The sequence below is a fragment of the Mesorhizobium sp. GW821-FHT04C10 genome (assembly GCF_059420305.1).
Genome location: NZ_JBWKTL010000001.1, coordinates 5,756,426 through 5,776,951, shown reverse-complemented (window position 1 = coordinate 5,776,951; position 20,526 = coordinate 5,756,426). Strand labels below are relative to the sequence as shown.

Annotated in this window: 19 protein-coding genes and 1 riboswitch; of the genes, 13 read left to right on the top strand and 6 right to left on the bottom strand. The window is 64.1% G+C overall.

Annotated elements, in window-relative coordinates:
* Positions 1-97: 97 nt before the first annotated feature.
* Genes AC07UC_RS28120 through AC07UC_RS28080 form a run of 9 tightly spaced genes read left to right on the top strand, consistent with a single transcriptional unit; the run spans position 98 to position 10,342 of the window.
* Positions 98-1,021, top strand: coding sequence for a carbohydrate ABC transporter permease (locus AC07UC_RS28120; RefSeq protein WP_140769198.1), 924 nt, complete (start codon positions 98-100; stop codon positions 1,019-1,021).
* 9 nt (positions 1,022-1,030) lie between these two features.
* On the top strand, positions 1,031-1,888 hold the full coding sequence (locus AC07UC_RS28115) for a carbohydrate ABC transporter permease (protein WP_494908105.1): 858 nt from the start codon (positions 1,031-1,033) through the stop codon (positions 1,886-1,888).
* Between the two features lie 2 nt (positions 1,889-1,890).
* Positions 1,891-3,009 (top strand): ABC transporter ATP-binding protein, encoded by a 1,119-nt coding sequence (locus AC07UC_RS28110; protein ID WP_494908104.1) that lies wholly within the window; start codon positions 1,891-1,893, stop codon positions 3,007-3,009.
* Positions 3,006-4,130, top strand: coding sequence for an ABC transporter ATP-binding protein (locus AC07UC_RS28105; protein ID WP_494908103.1), 1,125 nt, complete (start codon positions 3,006-3,008; stop codon positions 4,128-4,130). Before AC07UC_RS28110 ends, AC07UC_RS28105 begins: the two co-directional genes overlap by 4 nt.
* Entirely contained in the window at positions 4,130-5,683 is a 1,554-nt protein-coding gene (locus tag AC07UC_RS28100; RefSeq protein ID WP_202323448.1) for an FGGY-family carbohydrate kinase, read from the top strand. The genes AC07UC_RS28105 and AC07UC_RS28100 overlap by 1 nt, the downstream gene beginning before the upstream one ends.
* 10 nt (positions 5,684-5,693) lie before the next feature.
* Complete coding sequence (locus AC07UC_RS28095) at positions 5,694-6,734, top strand: 2-hydroxyacid dehydrogenase (RefSeq protein ID WP_494908102.1); 1,041 nt, start codon at positions 5,694-5,696, stop codon at positions 6,732-6,734.
* A 45-nt stretch (positions 6,735-6,779) separates the two neighbouring features.
* Entirely contained in the window at positions 6,780-8,297 is a 1,518-nt protein-coding gene (locus AC07UC_RS28090) for a glycerol-3-phosphate dehydrogenase (RefSeq protein WP_494908101.1), read from the top strand.
* Positions 8,267-9,355, top strand: coding sequence for a class II aldolase/adducin family protein (locus AC07UC_RS28085; protein ID WP_494908100.1), 1,089 nt, complete (start codon positions 8,267-8,269; stop codon positions 9,353-9,355). Before AC07UC_RS28090 ends, AC07UC_RS28085 begins: the two co-directional genes overlap by 31 nt.
* 45 nt (positions 9,356-9,400) lie before the next feature.
* Positions 9,401-10,342, top strand: coding sequence for a sugar phosphate isomerase/epimerase family protein (locus AC07UC_RS28080; protein WP_494908099.1), 942 nt, complete (start codon positions 9,401-9,403; stop codon positions 10,340-10,342).
* A 64-nt stretch (positions 10,343-10,406) separates the two neighbouring features.
* Here AC07UC_RS28080 and fba read toward each other — a convergent pair whose 3' ends face one another.
* The gene (gene fba / locus AC07UC_RS28075) at positions 10,407-11,471 is read right to left on the bottom strand and encodes a class II fructose-bisphosphate aldolase (RefSeq protein WP_140769184.1); all 1,065 of its coding nucleotides are present in this window, start codon (positions 11,469-11,471) and stop codon (positions 10,407-10,409) included.
* 271 nt (positions 11,472-11,742) lie between these two features.
* Here fba and AC07UC_RS28070 point away from each other — a divergent pair, with 271 nt between their 5' ends.
* From AC07UC_RS28070 to derI, 3 genes are read left to right on the top strand one after another with little or no spacing between them, the layout of a single operon-like run.
* Positions 11,743-12,513: a DeoR/GlpR family DNA-binding transcription regulator gene (locus AC07UC_RS28070; RefSeq protein WP_140769182.1), complete on the top strand. Its 771-nt coding sequence runs from the start codon at positions 11,743-11,745 to the stop codon at positions 12,511-12,513.
* 48 nt (positions 12,514-12,561) lie between these two features.
* On the top strand, positions 12,562-13,320 hold the full coding sequence (locus tag AC07UC_RS28065) for a triose-phosphate isomerase (protein WP_494908098.1): 759 nt from the start codon (positions 12,562-12,564) through the stop codon (positions 13,318-13,320).
* A gap of 27 nt (positions 13,321-13,347) precedes the next feature.
* Positions 13,348-13,791, top strand: coding sequence for a D-erythrulose-4-phosphate isomerase (gene derI / locus AC07UC_RS28060; protein ID WP_494908097.1), 444 nt, complete (start codon positions 13,348-13,350; stop codon positions 13,789-13,791).
* Between the two features lie 69 nt (positions 13,792-13,860).
* Here derI and AC07UC_RS28055 read toward each other — a convergent pair whose 3' ends face one another.
* Positions 13,861-14,595, bottom strand: a complete 735-nt coding sequence (locus AC07UC_RS28055; RefSeq protein WP_494908096.1) for a FadR/GntR family transcriptional regulator — start codon at positions 14,593-14,595, stop codon at positions 13,861-13,863.
* A 252-nt stretch (positions 14,596-14,847) separates the two neighbouring features.
* Here AC07UC_RS28055 and AC07UC_RS28050 point away from each other — a divergent pair, with 252 nt between their 5' ends.
* Positions 14,848-16,773 (top strand): autotransporter outer membrane beta-barrel domain-containing protein, encoded by a 1,926-nt coding sequence (locus AC07UC_RS28050; RefSeq protein ID WP_202323439.1) that lies wholly within the window; start codon positions 14,848-14,850, stop codon positions 16,771-16,773.
* Here AC07UC_RS28050 and dhaL read toward each other — a convergent pair.
* From dhaL to AC07UC_RS28030, 4 genes are all read right to left on the bottom strand, one after another.
* Positions 16,768-17,412 (bottom strand): dihydroxyacetone kinase subunit DhaL, encoded by a 645-nt coding sequence (dhaL, locus tag AC07UC_RS28045; protein ID WP_494908094.1) that lies wholly within the window; start codon positions 17,410-17,412, stop codon positions 16,768-16,770. The two genes, AC07UC_RS28050 and dhaL, sit on opposite strands and share 6 nt — an antisense overlap.
* 15 nt (positions 17,413-17,427) lie before the next feature.
* On the bottom strand, positions 17,428-18,441 hold the full coding sequence (locus tag AC07UC_RS28040; RefSeq protein ID WP_494908093.1) for a dihydroxyacetone kinase subunit DhaK: 1,014 nt from the start codon (positions 18,439-18,441) through the stop codon (positions 17,428-17,430).
* Between the two features lie 70 nt (positions 18,442-18,511).
* Positions 18,512-18,985: a 6,7-dimethyl-8-ribityllumazine synthase gene (locus AC07UC_RS28035; RefSeq protein WP_202323437.1), complete on the bottom strand. Its 474-nt coding sequence runs from the start codon at positions 18,983-18,985 to the stop codon at positions 18,512-18,514.
* 77 nt (positions 18,986-19,062) lie between these two features.
* Positions 19,063-19,221: riboswitch (FMN riboswitch) on the bottom strand.
* 102 nt (positions 19,222-19,323) lie between these two features.
* Positions 19,324-20,499 (bottom strand): MFS transporter, encoded by a 1,176-nt coding sequence (locus tag AC07UC_RS28030; protein ID WP_494908092.1) that lies wholly within the window; start codon positions 20,497-20,499, stop codon positions 19,324-19,326.
* Between the last annotated feature and the right edge of the window lie 27 nt (positions 20,500-20,526).

Below are 20,526 nucleotides of genomic sequence, written 5' to 3'. Positions count from 1 at the left end.
GATGCGGCACCGCGAGGTTGCCGCCAACTCGCCCACCGGCCGTCCGGCTCCCTCGGGCGGCCGGCAGGGCGAAGCAACAGGGATCACGGAGCAGCGGATGACCGCCGTAACAACGCAAAGGGCCGGGCCATCCGGCTTCAGGATCAGCAAGCGGGTGCTGCCCTATGTGCTCAGCCTGCCGGCCTTGCTTGTCTGTATCGGCATCCTGATCCCGTTCCTGACCTCGGTCGTGTATTCGTTCCAGCGCTATCGGCTGAGCCAACCCTGGGCGCGGCAGTTCAACTGGGGCGACAACTACATCTCCTTCTTCACCGACCCAAAATTCTGGAACACGCTCAAGGTCTCGCTGCTCTACGCCGGCACCACCGTCGTGCTGGAACTGCTTCTCGGCCTCGCCATCGCCTTGCTGCTGCAGAAGCGGTCGACACTGAACAACTTCATCTCGATCATGCTCCTGATGCCGCTGATGACGGCGCCCGCGCTCGCGGCATTGATGTGGAAGCTGATGACCAATCCCGGCTTCGGCGTGCTGAGCTATCTCGCCAGCCTCATCGGGCTGCAGGATTTCCGGTGGGCCTCGTCGCCGTCGACGGCGCTGTTCACCGTCGTACTCGTCGACATCTGGGTTTACACGCCCTTCATCATGATCCTGCTGCTCGCCGGCTTGCGCAGCCTGCCGACGCAGCCCTTCGAAGCGGCGGCGCTGGACGGCGTGCCGAGAAGCTTCGTCTTCTTCCGCATCACGCTGCCGATGCTGACGCCCTACATACTGACGGCGACGTTGTTTCGCCTGCTCGATTCCATCCAGCAGTTCGACATCATCTATGCCATGACGCAAGGCGGCCCGGGCGACACGCTGACCGTCTTCCAGGTCGAGGCCTATCTCAACTTCTTCCAGTCGACCAATGTCGGCCGCTCGGCGGCGCTGATGATCATCCTGTGGGCGATCACCTACTTGCTCTCCAACATCTTCATCAAGAACTGGCTGCGGCTGCGCGAACGCGCCCGCGGCCAGGCATAGGAGGCGGTCTTGGAACACACCTCGCTTCTCGAACGCATTCTGCGTGGGATAGCGCTGACGCTGGTCGTGATCTTCTTCATGTTTCCGATCGTCTGGATCTTCATGATGTCGTTCCAGACCAACGAGACCATCTTGCGGATACCCCCGCAGCTCGTGTTCGAGCCGACGCTCGCCAATTACACGGCGCTGATCACCGGCAAGCTGATCACCGCCGCCGGCACGCTCGACATCGCCTTCATGCGCAATCTCTGGAATTCGGTGTTCCTGTCAGTGACTTCGGTTGCGGTCTCGCTGCTGCTCGGCGTGCCGGCGGCTTACGCCTTCGCTCGGCACAAGTTCCGCGGCTCGGAGGACATCGCCTTCACGCTGCTGTCGTTCAAATTCGCGCCGGCGCTTCTGGTGCTTCTGCCGCTCACCCTCTATTTCCAGAAGCTCGGGCTCGCCAACACCTATATCGGGCTGATCTGGGTCTACCAGCTGATCTGCCTGCCGCTGATCCTTTGGATCGTGCGCGGTTATTTCGAGGATATCCCGGCCGACATCGAATATGCCTACCGCATCGGTGGCCATTCCTGGTTCGCCACCTTCCGCAAGATTGCGCTTCCGCTCGCCGGTCCCGGCATCGCCGCCGCCGGCCTGCTCGCCTTCATCTTTGCCTGGAACAATTTCGTCTTCGCGCTGGTGCTCGCCTCCGCGGACAAGCAGCCGGTGACGGTCGGCGCGCTCGCCTTCATCACCTCCTCGGGCATCCAATATGGCCAGATCTCGGCGGCCATCGTGCTCTCGATCACGCCGACACTGGCGCTCGCCCTCTATGCGCAGCGCTACCTGGTCGAAGGCCTCTCGCTCGGTGCGGTGAAAGGATAGACATGGCCAGCCTTGAACTCAGGAATGTCGTCAAGCGCTACAAGAGCCAGACTGTCCTCGACAATCTGTCGCTGACGGTTGCCGACGGCGAGACCCTCGTGCTGTTCGGTCCGTCCGGGGCCGGCAAGACGGTGCTGCTGCGGCTGGTTGCCGGCGTCATCGATCCCGATGAAGGCAAGGTCTTCATCGGCGGCGATGACATGACCGATGTCGATGCGGAATTCCGTGGCGTCGGCATGGCGTTCCAGAATTTCGCGCTGTTTCCGCATATGAGCGCATTCGACAATATCGCGACGCCCTTGGCGGCCAAGCGGTCATCGCCAAGCGCGATCAAGGCCGGCGTCGAAAGCCTCGCCAAGCTGTTGAAGATCGCCCATGTGCTCTCCCACAAGCCGCGCGCGCTCTCCAACGGCCAGAAGCAGCGCACGGCACTTGCCCGCGCGCTGGTCGGCTCGCCGCCGCTTCTGCTGCTTGACGATCCCTTGCGCAATGTCGACGCCAAGCTGCGCTTCGAGATGCGGCTCGAACTGCCGCGCCTGCTTGCCGACCGCGGCGCCACCGTCGTCTACGTGACCCAGGACTACAAGGAAGCCATGGCGCTCGGCGACCGCATCGCCGTCATGTCGCAAGGCGTCATCAGGCAGCTCGGCACACCCGAGCAGATCTATCGCGAGCCGGCCAATATCGAGATCGCGCGGCTGTTCGGCGACCCGACCATCAACCTGCTCGACGTCAAGCCCGCGCGGGATACCAGGGGGATTTATGTCGGCCTGTCCAATGTCCAGGTGCACCTGGCCGGCGCCTATGAGACGGCGGTCGGCCGCGATTGCGTGATCGGCCTGCGGCCGGAAGCGTTGAGCTTCGTCGAGGAAGGCATCCCCGGCGCCATCCCCGTGACGGTCGAGGCCGAGACGCCGCTCAACGAAAAGATCGTCACGCTGGTGCGCACCGTGCGCGGCCGCGAGATCCTGGTTTCGCGCCCGGCCGGAACGCCGGGCCGCAGCGAAGGCAAGGCCCATATCGCCGTCGACGGCAAGAGCGCCTTGCTGTTCGATCACGCCAGCGGCGAGCGCATCGGCTCGAAGAACGTCGTCACTTTGCGCAATGGAGAAGCGGCATGAGCCAGAGCGCACTCGCCATATCAGGTGTCGACAAGTTCTATGGCCCGATCGACCGGGGTGTACATGCGGTCAAGAACCTGACCATGGAAATCGCCAAGGGCGAGATCGTGGCGCTGCTCGGCTCGTCCGGCTGCGGCAAGACGTCGACGCTGCGCATGATCGCCGGGTTCGAAGAGGTCTCGCGCGGCGCAATCTCTGTTGGCGGCCGTCAGGTTCACACCTTGCCGCCGGTCAAGCGCAATGTGGCGATGGCCTTCGAAGGCTATTCGCTCTACCCGCCGCTGACCGTGCGCGAAAACATGGCCTTCGCGCTCAAGGCGGCAAGGCTGCCGAAGAGCGAGGTCGACGCCAAGGTCGCCAGCATCGCCAAATTGCTCGAGATCGAGGACATATTGGAGCGCTATCCGAGCTCGATCTCCGGCGGCCAGCAGCAACGCGCCAGCCTCGGCCGGGCGCTGATCCGCGAGGCCGACCTGCATCTTCTGGACGAGCCGATGGGGCAGCTCGAACCGCAGCTGCGCGCCGTGCTGCGCGGCCGCATCAAGCACTTCATCAAGGAGCGCGGCCTGACCGCGATCCTGGTCACCCACGACCAGACCGAGGCCAACGCGCTGGCCGACCGCATTGCGGTGATGGAGGGCGGCGTGCTGCAGCAGTTCGACACGCCGGACCGGATCAAGGAGCGCCCGGCGAACCTGTTCACCGGCACCTTCGTCGGCGAGCCGCCGATGAACGTCTTCGAGGCCTATGTCGGCGCGACCGTCGGCCGCATCAATCTCAAGCTGCCCGACGGCCTTTCGCTCGACTACGACAAGGACGCCTTCAGCGCGCCGGTTCGCGATCAACTGCTCAGCCGCGAGCGGGTTGTCATCGGCATCAGGCCCTATGCGGTCCGGCGCTCGAAGGAAGGAGTTCCCGCCAGGGTTTCGGCCAACCAATGGCTCGGCGACCAAACGCACATAGCCGCCGACTTCGCCGGCGGCTCACTGGTGCTGGTCGAGCATGATCGCACCCACCTGGACCTTGGTGCGCCGATCAATGTCAGCATCGATCCGAAAAACCTGCATGTCTTCGATCAGGCCAGCGGCAAGGCGATTTCGCACGGCATGGAGCTTGCGTGATGGGCGACATACTGATCGGCATCGATGCCGGTACCTCCGTCATCAAATCCATCGCCTTCGACACGGCCGGCCGGCAGATTGCAGCCGCAGCACTGCCCAACCACTATGAAACGCTCCCGGGCGGCGGCGCCGAACAGGATTTGGCGCGCACATGGAGCGATGCCGCCACGACATTGCGCCAGCTCGCCGACAAGGTGCCCGATCTCGCCAGCCGGACGGTGGCGATCGCGGTGACCGGACAAGGCGATGGCACCTGGCTGATCGATGCCAAGGGCGAGCCGGTGGCCAAGGGTTGGCTCTGGCTCGACGCGCGCGCCGCGGCAGTCGTCGAGGAGATCCGCGCGCTGCCCGAGGACCGGCTTCGCTTCGAAAAGACCGGCAGCGGGCTTGCCGCCTGCCAGCAAGGTTCGCAGTTCGTCTTCATGAAGCGCACCATGCCTGAAATGCTCGGCAAGGCGGCAACCGCCTTCCACTGCAAGGACTGGCTCTATTTCAAGCTGACCGGCGAACGCGCCACCGATCCCTCCGAGGGAACCTTCACCTTCGGCGATTTCCACACCCGCGACTACTGCGACGATGTGCTCGACGTGCTCGGCGTCGCCGATCTCAGGCATCTGCTGCCGCCGATCGTCGACGGCACCAGGCACGGCACCGGGCTGTCGCAGGCGGCGGCCGCCGCCACCGGCATGCTGGCCGGTACGCCGGTGGTGCTCGGCTATGTCGACGTCGTCTGCACCGCGCTCGGTGCCGGCCTGCTCGACCGCGAGCGAAAGCCCGGCTGCTCGATCATCGGTTCCACCGGCATGCATATGCGGCTGGCCGAGACCCCCGACGATGTACAGCTGAACGACGCGGCGACGGGCTACACCATGGCGATGCCGGCGCCCGGCGTGTTCGCGCAGATGCAGTCGAACATGGCGGCGACGCTCAACATCGACTGGGTGCTTGGCCTTGCCTCCGGCATCCTCGCCTCCCAAGGCATTTCGCGCAGCAATGGCGAGATGATCGCGCTGGTCGATGCCTGGATAGCGGCCTCGCAGCCCGCCTCGCTGCTCTATCAACCTTATGTGTCGGAGGCGGGGGAGCGGGGGCCGTTCGTCGATGCCAATGCGCGGGCGGGCTTCGTCGGCATTTCCTCGCGGCACGGCTATGCCGACCTCGTCCGCGCGGTCTTCGAGGGCCTGGCCTTTGCTGCACGGGATTGCTACGCGGCCATGGGGCCGCTGCCGCGCGAAGTCCGCCTGACAGGCGGAGCGGCCAGAAGCCCGGCACTGCGCAAGATCCTGGGTGCGGCGGTGGGCGCAGACATTCGCACCAGCGCGCGCGAAGAGGCCGGCGCGGCAGGCGCGGCGATGATCGCCGCTGTCCGTGTCGGACTCTACCCGTCCATGGATGCGTGCGTTGGCGAATGGGTGACACCTCTGCTTGGCGAGGCCGAGCCGAGCGACCGGAACCTCGCCGCGATCTACGACAAGATGACCCCATCCTACATGTTGGCGCACCAGGCATTGCGGCCGGTCTGGCGCGCGATGGCTTCAGTGCAGGCAAGTTGAGAAATCGAGTATGCGTAAGACAATAGCGATCATTGGCGACAACTTCATGCTTCCGGAGGTGTTTCGCGCCAAAATCGAGAAAGTCGCGAGCGGCAACCTCGATATCAGGACATTGCAGACGGCCTGGCCCGACGAGCCGATGGAGTTCGGCAATCCGGCGCTGGGCCTCGACAAGATCAAGGAGTATTTTGGCCACCCCGACGAGGTCGTCGATTTCATCGGCGATGCCGAGATCCTTGTCACCCAGTTGGCGCCCCTGTCGGACGGCATGATGCGCCGCCTGCCGGGTCTCAAGCTGGTCGCGGTTTCGCGCGGTGGCCCGATCAACATCGACATGGCGGCGGCCAAGGCGCACGGCATCACCGTGGTCAATGTGCCTGGCCGCAACGCGACCGCGGTGGCCGAGTTCACCATCGGCGCCATCCTGGCCGAGACGCGGCTGATCCGGGTCGGCCACGAGGCCTTGCGCAAGGGCGAATGGCGCGGCGATCTCTACCGCGCCGACCGCACCGGTCGCGAACTCAACGAAATGACCGTCGGCGTCGTCGGCTATGGCAATATCGGCACCAAGGTGGTGCGCCTGCTGCGGGCCTTCGGCTGCCACGTCCTGGTCAGCGACCCCTATGTGCAGTTGAGTGCCGAAGACCGCAATGCCGGCGTCGAACTCGTCGCGCTTGACGATCTCCTCTCCCGCTCCGATGTGGTCACGCTGCATTCGCGGGTGACCGAGGAGACGCGCGGCCTGATCGGCAAGGACACCATCGCGCGGATGAAGCCTGGCGTGATCTTCGTCAACACCGCGCGCGGGCCTTTGGTCGACTATGATGCGCTCTACGAGGCGCTGGTTTCGGGCCAGATCGCCAGCGCCATGCTGGAGACGTTCGCGGTCGAACCGGTGCCATCGGACTGGCCTTTGCTGCAGCTTCCCACTGTGACGCTGACACCGCATATCGCCGGCGCTTCGGTGCGCACCGTCACCTATGCCGCTGAACAGGCCGCCGAAGAGGTGCGCCGCTACCTCGCCGGCCTGCCTCCGGTCAATCCATGCTGAGGCAATGGCCATGACGCATCAAACCGGCATCGAGGCCATGGCGACATGAGCGGTGGCACTGAAATCGTCGACCTCTTCGTCATAGGCGGCGGCGTCAACGGCGCCGGCATTGCGCGCGATGCAGCTGGCCGCGGCCTTTCCGTCATCCTGTGCGAGAAGGACGACCTCGCCGAAGGCACCAGCTCTCGCTCGGGCAAGCTCGTCCATGGCGGCCTGCGCTACCTCGAATATTACGAATTCCGCCTGGTGCGCGAAGCGCTGATCGAGCGCGAGGTGCTCCTGGAATCGGCGCCGCACATCATCTGGCCGATGCGCTTCGTGCTGCCGCACAGCCCGGACGACCGGCCGGCCTGGCTGGTGCGGCTCGGCCTGTTCCTCTACGACCATCTCGGCGGCCGCAAGCGGCTGCCGGCGACACGCACGCTCAATTTGCGCACCGCGCCCGAGGGCGCCCCGATCAAGGACGCCTTCCGGCGCGGCTTCGAATATTCCGACTGCTGGGTCGACGACGCCCGCCTCGTCGTCATCAACGCGCTCGACGCCGCCGAGCGCGGCGCAAGGGTTTTCACCCGCACCGCCTGCACCGCCGCCCGCCGCGAGAACGGCCTGTGGGTTGTCGAGACGCAGGACGGCAGGACGGGCATCAGGACGACGGTTCGTGCCCGCGCACTGATCAATGCCGCCGGCCCCTGGGTCAACGACATCGTCAACCGCGTTGCCGGCCAGAACTCCAGGCGCAATGTCCGCCTGGTCAAGGGCAGCCACATCGTCGTGCCCAAATTCTGGGAAGGGCGTCAGGCCTATCTCATCCAGAACAGCGACAAGCGTGTGATCTTCATCAACCCCTATCAGAACGATCTCGCCCTGATCGGCACCACCGACATTCCCTATGATGGCCGGCCTGAGGATGTGGCGGCGGATGGGAGTGAGATCGACTACCTGATCAGGGTGGTCAACCGCTATTTCAAGCGCGGACTTGCGCGCGGCGATGTCGTCTATTCGTTCTCGGGCGTCAGGCCGCTCTATGACGACAATGCCGACAACCCCAGCGCCGTCACCCGCGATTACATTTTCGAGCTCGACGCATCGGACGGGCAGGCGCCGCTGCTCTCCGTCTTCGGCGGCAAGATCACCACCTTCCGCAAACTGGCCGAGCATGCGCTGGACAGGATCGCTCCGTTCTTCCCCAAAATGGGCAAGCCATGGACCGCGAAGGCGCATCTGCCCGGCGGTGACATCGCCAATGCCGATTTCGAACAGTTTCTTGGCGATCTCGGACTCGAGTATCCATGGATGCCGGCATCGCTGCTCAAGCATTATGGTCGACTCTACGGCACCAGGACACGGGCTTTGGTTGGCGCGGCCCGTTCGCTCGATGACCTCGGACGCTGCTTCGGCAAGGATTTCTTTGAGCGCGAGGCCAATTATCTCTTCGACCGGGAATGGGCTTTGACGTCGGCCGATATCCTGCAGCGGCGCACCAAGCATGGCCTGCATCTGTCCGCCGAGGAGAGGGCGGCCTTCGAGCACTGGTGCGCGAACCGGTTGGCGAAGGCAGGCTGATGGTCCATCCCGTCGATACCGGCACCACCGAATTCCGCATGCTGCGCTCCTTGTCGGCCAGCATCGGCGCCGATCCGCTGCTGGTCCAGGGCGCCGGCGGCAACACCTCCATCAAGCAGGCCGGCGTGCTGTGGATCAAAGCCTCGGGCACCTGGCTGAAGAACGCGCGCGACGATGAGATCATGGTGCCGGTCGCGCTGGCGCCGCTGCTCGATGCCGTGGCGCATCGCAGCCCGGCGGCGGAGACGGCCGGGCAGTTCACGCTGGCGGACCTCAATCCTCGCCAGCTGCGGCCCTCCATCGAGACGACGGTGCATGCTCTGCTGCCGCAGAAGGTCGTCGTCCACGTCCATTGCGTCGAGACGATCTCGATCGCCGTGCAGGCCAATGCCGAAGCCCTCCTGGAGGAGCGCCTGCGTGGCCTCGATTGGGCTTTCGTGCCCTATCGTCGGCCCGGCCTGCCGCTGGCGCAAGGGATCGCCGAGCGGCTGAAGCCTGCGACCAACGTGCTCGTGCTCGGCAATCACGGGCTGGTGGTCGCGGCCGACACGGTCGCCGAAGCGGCCTTGCTTCTGCAACGGGTGACCGGGCTGCTCGCGCGGCCGCCGCGGCCGGCCCCAGCCCCCGATCTCGACGCGCTGCTGAGGCTTGCCGCCGGCAGCGACTACCGATTGCCGGCCTCGGCTGCCGCGCATGCCGTCGCGACCGACCTCGCCAGTTGCCGCATCGCGGCTTCCGGCAGCCTCTACCCGGATCATGTCATCTTCCTTGGCGTCGGCTCGGTGATCGCCGGTCCCGGCGAGAACGCGGCGGCGGTCGTCGCCCGCACCACCGTAGCGCCGACATCCATCCTGTTTCCCGGCAAGGGCGTGCTGATGCGCAGGGATGCCAATGCAGGCGCCGAAGCGATGGCGCGTTGCCTGGCCGACGTCGTCGCCCGCGTCGATGGCGCGGCGCGCGTCAACTATCTGAGCCCGAAGGAGAATGCCGAACTGTTGAACTGGGACGCTGAAAAGTACCGCCAGCAACTCAACCGCGAGGGGGCGACGCTGCAATGACGGCAGTTTTAGCCACCAGCCAACGCTGAAAGAGGGAAGCGCGCCTTGGCCTTCACGCTCTCCCTCAACACCAATCCGCTGGTCAACCGTTTTGCCGATCCGGCTGATCTGATCGACACCATCGCCTACGGCATTGGCATTCGGGATGTGCAGCTCACGCATGAATTCGTCAATCCGGGCTGGCCGGCGGCGACGATCGTCAAATTCGTCCGCCTGTTTCGCGGCGCACTCGCCCGCACCGGCGTGCGTGTCACCTCCGGCATGACCGGCCCTTACGGCCGGCTCAATCATTTCGGCCACCCCGACGCGGATGTGCGCCGCTACTATGTCGACTGGTTCAAGACCTTCGCCGACATCTCGGCCGAGCTTGGCGCCAGCGGCATGGGCACGCAATTCGCCATCTTCACCCATCGCGACTTTGACGACCCCGAGCGCCGCGCCCAGCTGTTCGACATCGCGCTGGACTGCTGGCATGAGGTCGCCGAGCATGCTCGTGCGGCCGGCCTGACCTACCTGTTCTGGGAGCCGATGTCGGTCGGCCGCGAGTTCGGCCACACCATCGAGAATTGCCGGCAGCTGCAGGACGCGATCGACGCCGCAAGCATGGCCATTCCGCTCGAGATGATGGTCGACATCGACCATGGCGACGTCACATCAAGCGATCCCGCCGACATCGACCCTTATGCCTGGGCTGGGGCCTTTCCCAGGAAGTCGCCGATCATCCACATCAAGCAGTCGTCGATGAACAAGGGAGGCCATTGGCCGTTCACATCAGCCTACAACAGGGACGGCCGCATCACGCCGGAAAAGCTGCTGGAGACGGTGCGGCGTGGCGGCGGCACCGACAACGAGATCTGCCTCGAACTGTCGTTCCGTGAGCGTGAGCCGGTCGACCACCAGGTGGTCGCCATGATCCGCGAGTCCGTCGACTATTGGGCGCCGTTCATCGAGACAGGCAGACCCAGCCTTTTGCCAAGGGCCGAATAGAGATCGGGCAGGAGCCTGCGCGGCTCCTGCCCGGAGATGCAGCCGGATTTTCGGTCGGCCGGACTCAGCCGAATTTCGGGTCGAGGCTGCCCGATTTGTAGCGCTTGGCCATTTCCGAGACCGGCAGCGGCTTGATCTTCGGCGCGTTGCCGGCCGTGCCGAACTGCTCGAAGCGCTCCTTGCAGAGCTTGCGCATCGCCGCCATTGCCGGCGTCAGATATTTGCGCGGGTCGAACTCGCTCGGGTTCTCGGTCAGCACCTTGCGGATCGCGCCGGTCAGCGCCATGCGGTTGTCGGTGTCGATGTTGATCTTGCGCACGCCGTGCTTGATGCCGCGCTGGATTTCTTCCACCGGCACGCCCCAGGTCGGCTTCATCTGGCCGCCATATTTGTTGATGATCTCCTGCAGGTCCTCCGGCACGGAGGACGAGCCGTGCATGACCAGATGCATGTTGGGCAGGCGGCGGTGGATCTCCTCGATGACATTCATCGCCAGCACCGCGCCGTCCGGCTTGCGCGAGAATTTGTAGGCGCCATGGCTGGTGCCCATGGCCACCGCCAGCGCATCGACATGGGTGTCCTTGACGAACTGCACCGCTTGCTCGGGATCGGTCAAAAGCTGGTCGTGGCTGATCGCGCCTTCGACGCCGTGGCCGTCTTCCTGCTCGCCGCCGCCGCTCTCCAATGAGCCCAGCACGCCGATCTCGCCTTCGACCGAGACGCCGCCCCAATGCGCCATGTCGACGACGCGCTTGGTGATGCCTGAATTATAGGCGTAGTCGGCCGGCGACTTGCCGTCCTCCTTGAGTGAGCCGTCCATCATCACCGAGGTGAAGCCGTACTGGATCGCGGTGACGCAGGTGGCTTCATTGTTGCCATGGTCGAGATGCATGCAGACCGGGATGTCGGGGTGGATTTCGACCAGCGCGTCGATCAGCTTGGCCAGCACCACGTCATTGGCATAGGCGCGCGCACCGCGGCTTGCCTGCAGGATGACAGGCGATTTGGTCTCTTCCGCCGCCTCCATGATGGCGAGGCCCTGTTCCATGTTGTTCATGTTGAAGGCCGGCACGCCGTAGCCGTATTCGGCGGCGTGATCGAGCAATTGTCTCAGTGTGATGCGAGCCAACGAATAGTCTCCCGTATCTGGTTTCGAACCTGTGGTTGCGGACTGTCCGCGCATCGTCCAGCCCACCGATGCTTCTGGCCGGATTTCGGCGCAACCGCAACCGTGACAGACCGTCCCGGCCGCAATTCTTGTTACAGCGCCGCGATCAGGGCAAGCGGAATATCCCAAAAAATTGTCCCAATATCACAAAATATTTGCTACTTTTGCGATGATATCTGTTATCATTTGGGTTCGATCAGGGAGCCACGCTCGGCGTTGGCGGTCAGCGGCAATGAAGAGCGATATCAGGCGTCAAGGCATCATGGAGTTTCTGATGGACGCCGGTCAGGCCGGCGTCGACGACCTGGCCTTGCTCTTTGGCGTCTCCAAGATGACCGTGCACCGCGACCTCGACGAGCTCGAGGAAAGCGGCTTCTTGCGCAAGGTGCGCGGCGGCGCTTCGATCCAGCCGAGCGGTCTGTTCGAAAGCGATTTCCGCTACCGTCAGAAGCAGGCGATCGAGGAAAAGCAGCGCCTGGCGGCTGCCGCCGTGGGCATGATCGAGCCCGGCCAGACCGTGATGATCGACGATGGCTCGACGGCGGGCGGCATTGCGCGGCATCTCGCCGATCTGCGGCCGCTGACCGTGATCACCAACAATCTGGCCGTCATCCAGGATCTGGCCGGCGCAGGCGGCATCAGCCTGATCGCGCTCGGCGGCCAGTACAGCAAGAAGTTCCACGGCTTCTTCGGCCTGCTGGCCGAGGCGTCGCTCAAATCGCTGCGCGCCGACGTTGCCTTCCTGTCCTCCTCCGCCATTCACGGGGCTTCCGCCTTCCACCAGGACCAGGAGGTGGTGCAGGCCAAGCGGCTGATGATGGCGGCGGCGACCCGCAAATATCTGCTGGTCGATCACGGCAAGTTCGGCCGCACGGCGCTGCACTTCCTCACCGATCTCAGCGCCTTCGACACGGTCTTCACCGGCCGCGCGCCCGAGCCGGCGATGCGCGCCGCGCTGGATGCCGCCGGCGTGTCGCTGACGGTGATCGACAAGGGATCATGATCCCGAAGGCGGGCGCTGATCGCTGGACAAAAGTAAGGAGCAGTACGCGTGGTTTACTGGGTCGGTACAAGCTGGAAGATGAACAAGACGCTCGCCGAGGCGATGGCTTTCGCGGAGCGCCTGGCCGGTTTCATCCCAGGCTTCGATGACCGCATCCAGCCTTTCGTCATCCCACCTTTCACGGCGGTGCGCGAGGTCAGCCAAGCGCTGTCGTCGACGTGCGTCAAGGTCGGCGCTCAGAACATGCATTGGGCCGATGCCGGCGCCTGGACCGGCGAGATCTCGCCGCTGATGCTGACCGACTGCGGGCTCGATCTGGTCGAGCTCGGCCACAGCGAGCGGCGCGAGCATTTCGGCGAGACCGACCGCACCGTCGGCCTCAAGACGGCGGCCGCCGTGAAGCACGGATTGATACCGCTCATCTGCGTCGGCGAGACGCTGGCCGAGCGCGAAGGCGGCAAGGCCGATGCGGTGTTGAGCGCCCAGGTCGAGGGCGCTCTGCAATTCCTCGAAGGCGAGGCGAAGGGCGCAAAAATCCTGTTCGCCTATGAGCCTGTCTGGGCGATCGGTGACAAGGGCATTCCGGCCAGCTCCGACTATGCCGACAAGCAGCAGGCGTTGATCAAGAAGGTCGCCGGCGGCCTGCTGCCGTCCGTGCCGCCGGTGCTCTATGGCGGCAGCGTCAATCCCGGCAATGCCGCCGAACTGCTCGGCCAGCCCAATATAGACGGCCTCTTCATCGGCCGCTCCGCCTGGCAGGCGGATGGCTACATCGACATCCTCGGCCGCGCTTTGGCGGCGATCTGAAATCATCCAAACACGAAAGGGAAAACCATGAAAATAGCCATTGGAGCCGACAGCGCCGGCAAGCCGCTGCTCGATGTCATCGCCGCGCACCTTGCCACCAAATCCGGCCTGACGGTCAGTGATCTCAGCCAGGCCGGCTACTATGCCGACCTCTCGCAAAAACTCGCCCAGACCATCATCGACGGCGAGAACGATCGCGGCATCCTGTTCTGCGGCACCGGCATCGGCGTGTCGATCTCGGCCAACAAGGTGCCGGGGATCCGCGCCGCACTCACCCACGATACCTATTCGGCCGAGCGCGCCGCGAAATCCAACAACGCGCAGATCATCACCATGGGCGCCCGCGTCATTGGCCCGGAATTGGCCAAGGCCATCGTCGACACGTGGCTTGCCTCCGAGTTCGACGAGAAGGGGCCGTCGGCCGGCAATGTCGAGGCGATCAACAGGCTCGATGCGGCGAAGCCTGCATGATCGGCAGGCCCGCGGCACGGGCTGGGCGGGTTCCCGGCGCGCAGGTGCTGTGTATGCGGCGATGCCGGTCTATTTCTGCCTGCCGAGCCTGGCGGCGAGGGAACGCCGTACGTCCTCTTCCGCTCCGTCCAGAAGGTCGATCAGCACCTTGCTGGTGGCGGCCGGGTCGCGCATTTCGATGTTCTCGACAATCTGCCGATGCAGGCTGAGTGAATGGCGCTGACCGGTTGGGTTGTCGTCCGAAAGCCGGAAGCTGATCACCAGCGCGGTCTCGATCAAAGCGGCGAGTGAGCCGATCAACTCGTTGCCCGACATGTGCAGGATCGCTTGGTGGAAAGCCAGATCCGGCCCCGCGAAACGTTCGCCGTCATCGCCGGCCTGTTCCATCTCTTCCAGGATTGCCCTCAACTCGGCGATCTGCTCCGGACTGGCGCGCTCCGCCGCCAGGGCCCCGGCCGTCGGCTCGATCGCGCGGCGCAGTTCGAACAGCGAACGCGCCTCCTCGGCAGTCGTCCTCGAGCCGAAACGCCACAAGAGCACATCAGGGTCCAGGAAATTCCAATCCCTGCGCGGGCGCACCCTGGTCCCGGTCCGGGGGCGCATTTCCACCATGCCCTTGCCCGCCAGCACTTTGACGACTTCCCGCAGGCCGGTGCGGCTTGCGCCATATGAGGCGCTCCAATCGTCGCCATTCGGCAACTGGTCGCCCGGAATCAATTCGCCGCGCACGATGCTGAGACCGATTTCGTTGAGAAGCCTGGCGTGCAGGCCGGAATGCGATGAACCGGCAATGCGCGACGTCATGCGGGACGCCCGGGGCGCGCTAGCTGAATTCTTCATACTATTCCCATTATTCATACGATTGTCACGTGCCCACCCTAGTGAGCACGTCGTTGAACTCTCCGCCAGAGCGATCGACGAACCGCAGCGCAAATAGCACCCGAAGAGCCACAAAAAACCTCGAGTCTTGCCATCGCCGACGGCCGCCACCGTCGTTGGTCGATGTCGTGCGCGTCGGGCCGTCGATCATAAAACACCAACAGGAACGCGCCAGAAATGTCTTCCAAGATGACCGATCACGCCAGCAGAGCCACCCTGAAGGGAACGGCCTGCCTTCCGAAAACCATAACCTCCTGCATCGTTCTGTCCAGCGCGCTTGCGATGACATCGGTGCCGGCACTCGCCGTCGAGCCCTGGATCATGGTCGAGAAGACGGTCTTTACCGGCGATGCCACAACATCGAAGAAACAGGGAGTGACGACAGACGGAACGAATTGGTATTTCTCCGGTACCAATATTCTCGAACGCACAGATGGAAACTACAACCGCAACCTGCTTGCGGCGCCCGGCATTCCACATGTTCTGGAGATTCCGTCCCAATTCTCCGACGCAGGCCTCAACCACATCGGCGACATCGACTATGCAGACGGGCTTCTGTATATTTCGCTGGATTCAAGCGTCGCGGACCCTGTCACCGGATACAGATACAACAATCCCGTTTTTGCGATCTACAACGCAAGTGACCTGAGTTATACTGGCAAGGCCTTTGCGCTTAATCCGCCCAACGGCACCATTGACATTGCCAGTTGGGTGGCAGTCGATGCCAAGAATGGCCTCGGCTACGGCATGGCGTACAACAACGCCACGGAACTGGCGGTCTACAATCTCGCGGACTGGAGCTTCAAGGAATACATCCCCCTGTCGCAGACCGTCGACGCGGCACAAGGCGGCAAGCTCCTCGACGGCTGGATGTATTTTTCCGCGAATGACGAAACCAACGGAATATACCGGGCAAACCTCAAGACTGGAGAAGTCGAGAAACTGGGCAATCTGCAGTCTCCGGACGGACAGGAAACCGAGGGCCTTGCCTTCAAGATGACCAAGGACGGCTGGAAACTCCATGTCCTCAACCGGGAACATCTGGACGGGCCGAACGAGGGCAAGACCGTCGCCTTTTATCAATATCTGCGCCCCTTTGGAAACGCGCTCTCCGGCGAGATCCACGCCGATATCAGTGGCGCGCTGGTGGAGGACAGCCGTTTCGCGCGGGACGCCGCGAACAGCCGAATTCGGTCCGCCTTCGATGGGGTCTCCGCACCGGTTCTGACGACCGCCAGCATCGACACCGACGGCGTGCGCGCCGCACCCGCCAATGCAGATGGCATCGTGATCTGGAGTCAGGCACTTGCAATGACGGGCGATACGAACGGCTCCGGCGATGCCGCTGCCTTCGGCCGCAACACGGCGGGATTCATCGGCGGCGCCGACGCACCGGTTGGAAGCTGGCGGCTCGGCGTGCTCGGCGGTTACAGCCATTCGAGATTCGATGTCACCGACCGCGCTTCATCCGGCTCGAGCGACAATTACAATCTCGGCCTATATGCCGGCACGCAACTGGGACAGTTCGGTTTCCGCGCCGGCGCGATCTATGGCTGGCATGACATCGAGACCAGGCGCAACGTGGTCTTCCCCGCCTTCAGCGAACAGCTCTCCGCCGACTACAATGCCGCGACGGCGCAGGCTTTCAGCGAACTGGCCTACCGCTTCGATATCGGACGCAATGCCTTCGAACCCTTCGCCAATCTCGCCTACGTCAATCTGAAGACCGATGGTTTCGCTGAGACCGGCGGCACGACTTCGGCGCTGACGGCACAGAAGACGACGACGGAAAACACCTTCTCGACATTTGGCGTTCGCGCTTCGACCCAGTTCGACACGGGAGCAACCAAGGCCGCCCTGCATGGCATGCTGGGCTGGCAACACGCCTATGGCAACGTTGGTCCGACCTCCGATCTGGCCTTCAACACCGGAGCATCCTTTACCATTTCCGGCGTGCCGATCGCCCGGGATGCGCTGGCGGTCGAAGCCGGCTTCGATGTTCTCCTGTCGCCCAATGCAATGCTTGGCGCATCCTATTCCGGCCAGATTGCGAAGGACGCTCAGGGACATGCCTTCAAGGTCAGCTTCGATCTGAAACTATAGGGTCGATGTCAGGCTCTTGCGTATCGCGCCGATCACTGTAACGGCCGATGCGGCGCCCGGGTCGATATGCCCGAGCGATCGCTCGCCGAGCCTGGAGGAGCGGCCCTTGGCGGCGATCATGTTCTTGGTCGCTTCAGCACCAGACTCGGCGGCAGTAAGTGCTGCCCCGAGGCTCTCGGCCAAGTTCTTGCCGGCAAGATTGGCCTCGGCGGCGGCTTCGGCCGCCGGCTGCCAGGCATCGACCATCGTCTTCTCGCCCGGCTCCGCCTTGCCGCGATCCTTGATGCCTTGCGCCATGGCCTGGAACAGGGCGATGAAATCCACCTCCGCCAGCGTCGCCTTGCCCTTGACGGTGGCGGCGGCGCGCATGAAGGCCGTCGCATAGAGCGGGCCCGAGGAAGCGCCGACGGCATTCAGGAATGATTTCGCCGCAGTGTTGAGCAGCGCCGTTGGTTCTACCGCCGCAAGGTCGAGCGTGGCCAGCGCATCGCGCACCGCGCCGAAGCCGAGCGCCATGGCAATGCCGTGGTCGGCGTCGCCAATGACGCCGTCGAGCTGGCAGAGCCTGTCCCTGTCGGCCTCGATCGCCACCGCGATCGTATCGAACATTCTTTTCAGGTCGGTGGCGTCGATGGTCACGGGAACGCTCTTTCGTCAGCCGGCACGGAACATGGCGCAGTCGCAGGGATGGTCGAGCATGGTCTGCAATTCTTCATCGAGATGGAAAAGCGTCACCGAGGCGCCGGCCATTTCGAGCGACGTGCAGTAATTGCCGACCCAGGTCGCGTGGATCGAAACGCCGATGTCGTCGAGCCGCTGCTTGACCCGCCGGTTCATGATGTAGAGTTCCATCAGCGGCGTCGAGCCGAGCGAGTTGACCAGCACCGCGACATTGTCGCCGCGCTTCGGCGCCATCTCGGCGAAAATCCTGTCCAGCATCTCGTCGGTGATTTCGTCGGCGCTCCCAAGCTTGCCGCGGGCGATGCCGGGTTCGCCGTGGATGCCCATGCCGATCTCCATTTCGTCGGCGCCGATCTCGAAATTCGGCCGCCTTGTCTGCGGCAGCGAGCAGGGTGACAGCGCCACGCCCATGGTGAAGGTGTGGTCGTTGGCCTTGCGCGCGACGCGCTCGACCTCGTCCAGGGAGAGCATGAGGTCGCAGGCCGCACCGGCCGCCTTGAAGATGAAGAAGTTGCCGGCGACGCCGCGGCGCTTCTGCCGCTGGTCGCGCGGTGCCGAGGCGACGTCATCGGTGGTCAGCACCGTGCGTACCTCGATATCGTCCATCGCGGCCATCTCGGCGGCCATGTCGAAATTCATCACGTCGCCGGCATAGTTGCCGTACATGAACAGGACGCCGGCGCCGCCGCTCACCGCCTTGGCGCATTCCAGGATCGGATCGGGCGGTGGCGAGGCAAAGACATTGCCGATGGCCGCCGCGTCCGCCAGTCCCTTGCCGACAAAGCCGAGAAAGGTCGGCTCGTGGCCGGAGCCGCCGCCGATGACCAGCCCGACCTTGCCGGGCCGCGGCCCGTCGCGGGCGATGATCGAGCGCGGGCTGCCGTCCGCGCTCACAAGGTGGCGAGGATGCGCGGCGAGGATCCCTTCGAGCATCTCGTCGACGGCGCGGTTGCCGTCATTGATGATCTTCTTGGTCTGCACCGGCATCCTCCCCGAACTCGGCATTTTCGCAAATACTACCGGGTGTTATCGCGATTTCCACCCGGCCGGGAAGATTTCATGCCGCGATCTTTTCCCGCGCGGCGAGAATCTGCACGCAGGCGTTGGCCGCTTCCTTGCCCTTGACGGTGAAGTGCTCGAAGAAGAAGCGGTGGTGTTCGGCGCTGTCATGATAATTGTGCGGCGTCAGCACCGCCGAAAGCACCGGCACGCCGGTCGACAGCTGCACATTCATCATGCCGTCGATGACGGCGCTGGCGACGAATTCGTGCCGGTAGATGCCGCCATTGACGACGAAGGCCGTGCCGAGGATCGCGGCATAGCGGCCGGTCCCGGCCAAGGTCTTGGCGTGCAGCGGGATCTCGTAGGCGCCGGGCACGTCGAAGACATCGATGGCGAAGCGGTCGCCTCCGATGCTGGCCAGTTCCGACTCGAAAGCGCTTACGCACTGGTCGACGATGTCGGCGTGCCAGCGCGCCCGGATAACGGCGATGCGGGTTGTTTCATAGTCTTTGTGGGAATGCTGATTCATGGGTCCATCCTTCCGTTTCGAACCAGAATCAGGACGCACGATACGGAATCCGGCCCGCCGATGCGGTCCGTTTTCCGTTTCGTCCTCTTTCATCCGGACTCTAACCGTCGGCTCCGGAATCACACCGGATCTGCTGACCTTTCCAATTGTCTTGGAAAGCGCTCGCGGGCTTGGGTCCCGTGCAACCGAGAGTCCTTACCGCCGGTGGGGACTTTCACCCCGCCCTGAGAACATTAACGGGCTTTGTATGGAGGAGCAGGGGTGCCACTGTCAACCGGGCGACAGGCCGGTGGCCAATCACGTTCTGCCGACTGGAGCAATCACGCAAAAGAAGCGTTCTATCGCGTGCGCCACGCGGCCGCCGCTGCGGCAACCAGCATCAGCAATGCCGCAACCATCGCGCAGACCGCAAAGCCGAAGCTGGAGTAGAGCGGCCCGAAACCGGTGGTGCCGACAAAGACCGCCAGATAGGTTACCGAGCTGTTCAGGCCCATGATCGTGCCGCGCCGTGAGGGATCGAGCGCCGAAAGGCTCATCACCAGGACATTCAGGCCGAAATGATTGGCAAGCCCCCACACCGCCACCATGGCGAGCGTCAGGCCGAAACTGTTGCTGCTCGCTGCGATCGCGACATAGACGATGGCGACAAGAAGATAGGCGAATGGCATGACGCGGCGAGCGCCCAGGCGATCGACCACCCCGTCGAGGAGAGCAGCAGTGCCGAAGCCGATGCCATAGGCAAGGGCTGCCCATCCATTGGCGCTCACCGGTTTGCCCAGTCCACTGTGCAAGTGGTCGCCGAGATAGCCATAGACACCGTAGAAGGCGGTCATGAAGGCGGCGCAGGCGATGAGGAGCGGCACGATGCCGGGAATGCTGAGCGCCGCCAGCGGCGTCGGGGCCGGGCCGCTCTTCCTTGTGCCGCTCAGCGAGGTCATGGTGAGACTGGCCAGCGCCAGCATTGCCAGCACCGAGACGACCGCGAAGACGGCGCGCCAATGCACGAGATCGGCAAGCACGGCCGAGAGCGAAACGCCGGCCACCATGCTGAGCGTCCATCCGGTCAGCACCACGCCGATGGTCCCGCTTTCGCGGCCGGGCGGCGCGATCGCCGCCGAACTCGCATAGATCGCCGGCATGGCGACGCCGGCGGCAATACCGGCGACGAGCTGGGCCGCGACCAGCACGATCAGTATCGGTGCGGCCGCGCTGGCAACCAGGGCTATGGCCAGCAACAGCAATGCTCCCTGCAGCATCCAGCGTGCGCCGAGACGGTCGATGTAGCGGGCCAGGAACAAAGCGCTTGCCGAGGTGCCGAGGCCAAACGCGGCCGCCGCGATCATCACGGTCGGGACGCTGCTGGCGAAGGAGGCCGCCACGGCCGGGGCTATCGGGCCCAGGACCAGCGAATTCGAGCCGATCACGGCGATGCATCCGGTCAACAGATAGGCGAGGGCCGGGATCGGTGGCCTGGCATCCGTTGGCAGGGCTGCGACTTGATTGTTGTTCGACATATGGCCATAATGGCCGTATTAAATTCT

Bases quoted from the DNA above. Each gene is read 5' to 3' on its own strand.
- AC07UC_RS28120 (WP_140769198.1), top strand. From the start codon at position 98: ATGACCGCCGTAACAACGCAAAGGGCCGGGCCATCCGGCTTCAGGATC.
- AC07UC_RS28110 (WP_494908104.1), top strand. From the start codon at position 1,891: ATGGCCAGCCTTGAACTCAGGAATGTCGTCAAGCGCTACAAGAGCCAG.
- AC07UC_RS28105 (WP_494908103.1), top strand. From the start codon at position 3,006: ATGAGCCAGAGCGCACTCGCCATATCAGGTGTCGACAAGTTCTATGGC.
- AC07UC_RS28100 (WP_202323448.1), top strand. From the start codon at position 4,130: ATGGGCGACATACTGATCGGCATCGATGCCGGTACCTCCGTCATCAAA.
- AC07UC_RS28095 (WP_494908102.1), top strand. From the start codon at position 5,694: ATGCGTAAGACAATAGCGATCATTGGCGACAACTTCATGCTTCCGGAG.
- AC07UC_RS28090 (WP_494908101.1), top strand. From the start codon at position 6,780: ATGAGCGGTGGCACTGAAATCGTCGACCTCTTCGTCATAGGCGGCGGC.
- AC07UC_RS28070 (WP_140769182.1), top strand. From the start codon at position 11,743: ATGAAGAGCGATATCAGGCGTCAAGGCATCATGGAGTTTCTGATGGAC.
- derI (WP_494908097.1), top strand. From the start codon at position 13,348: ATGAAAATAGCCATTGGAGCCGACAGCGCCGGCAAGCCGCTGCTCGAT.
- AC07UC_RS28055 (WP_494908096.1), bottom strand. From the start codon at position 14,595: ATGACGTCGCGCATTGCCGGTTCATCGCATTCCGGCCTGCACGCCAGG.
- AC07UC_RS28050 (WP_202323439.1), top strand. From the start codon at position 14,848: ATGTCTTCCAAGATGACCGATCACGCCAGCAGAGCCACCCTGAAGGGA.
- AC07UC_RS28040 (WP_494908093.1), bottom strand. From the start codon at position 18,441: ATGCCGGTGCAGACCAAGAAGATCATCAATGACGGCAACCGCGCCGTC.
- AC07UC_RS28035 (WP_202323437.1), bottom strand. From the start codon at position 18,985: ATGAATCAGCATTCCCACAAAGACTATGAAACAACCCGCATCGCCGTT.
- AC07UC_RS28030 (WP_494908092.1), bottom strand. From the start codon at position 20,499: ATGTCGAACAACAATCAAGTCGCAGCCCTGCCAACGGATGCCAGGCCA.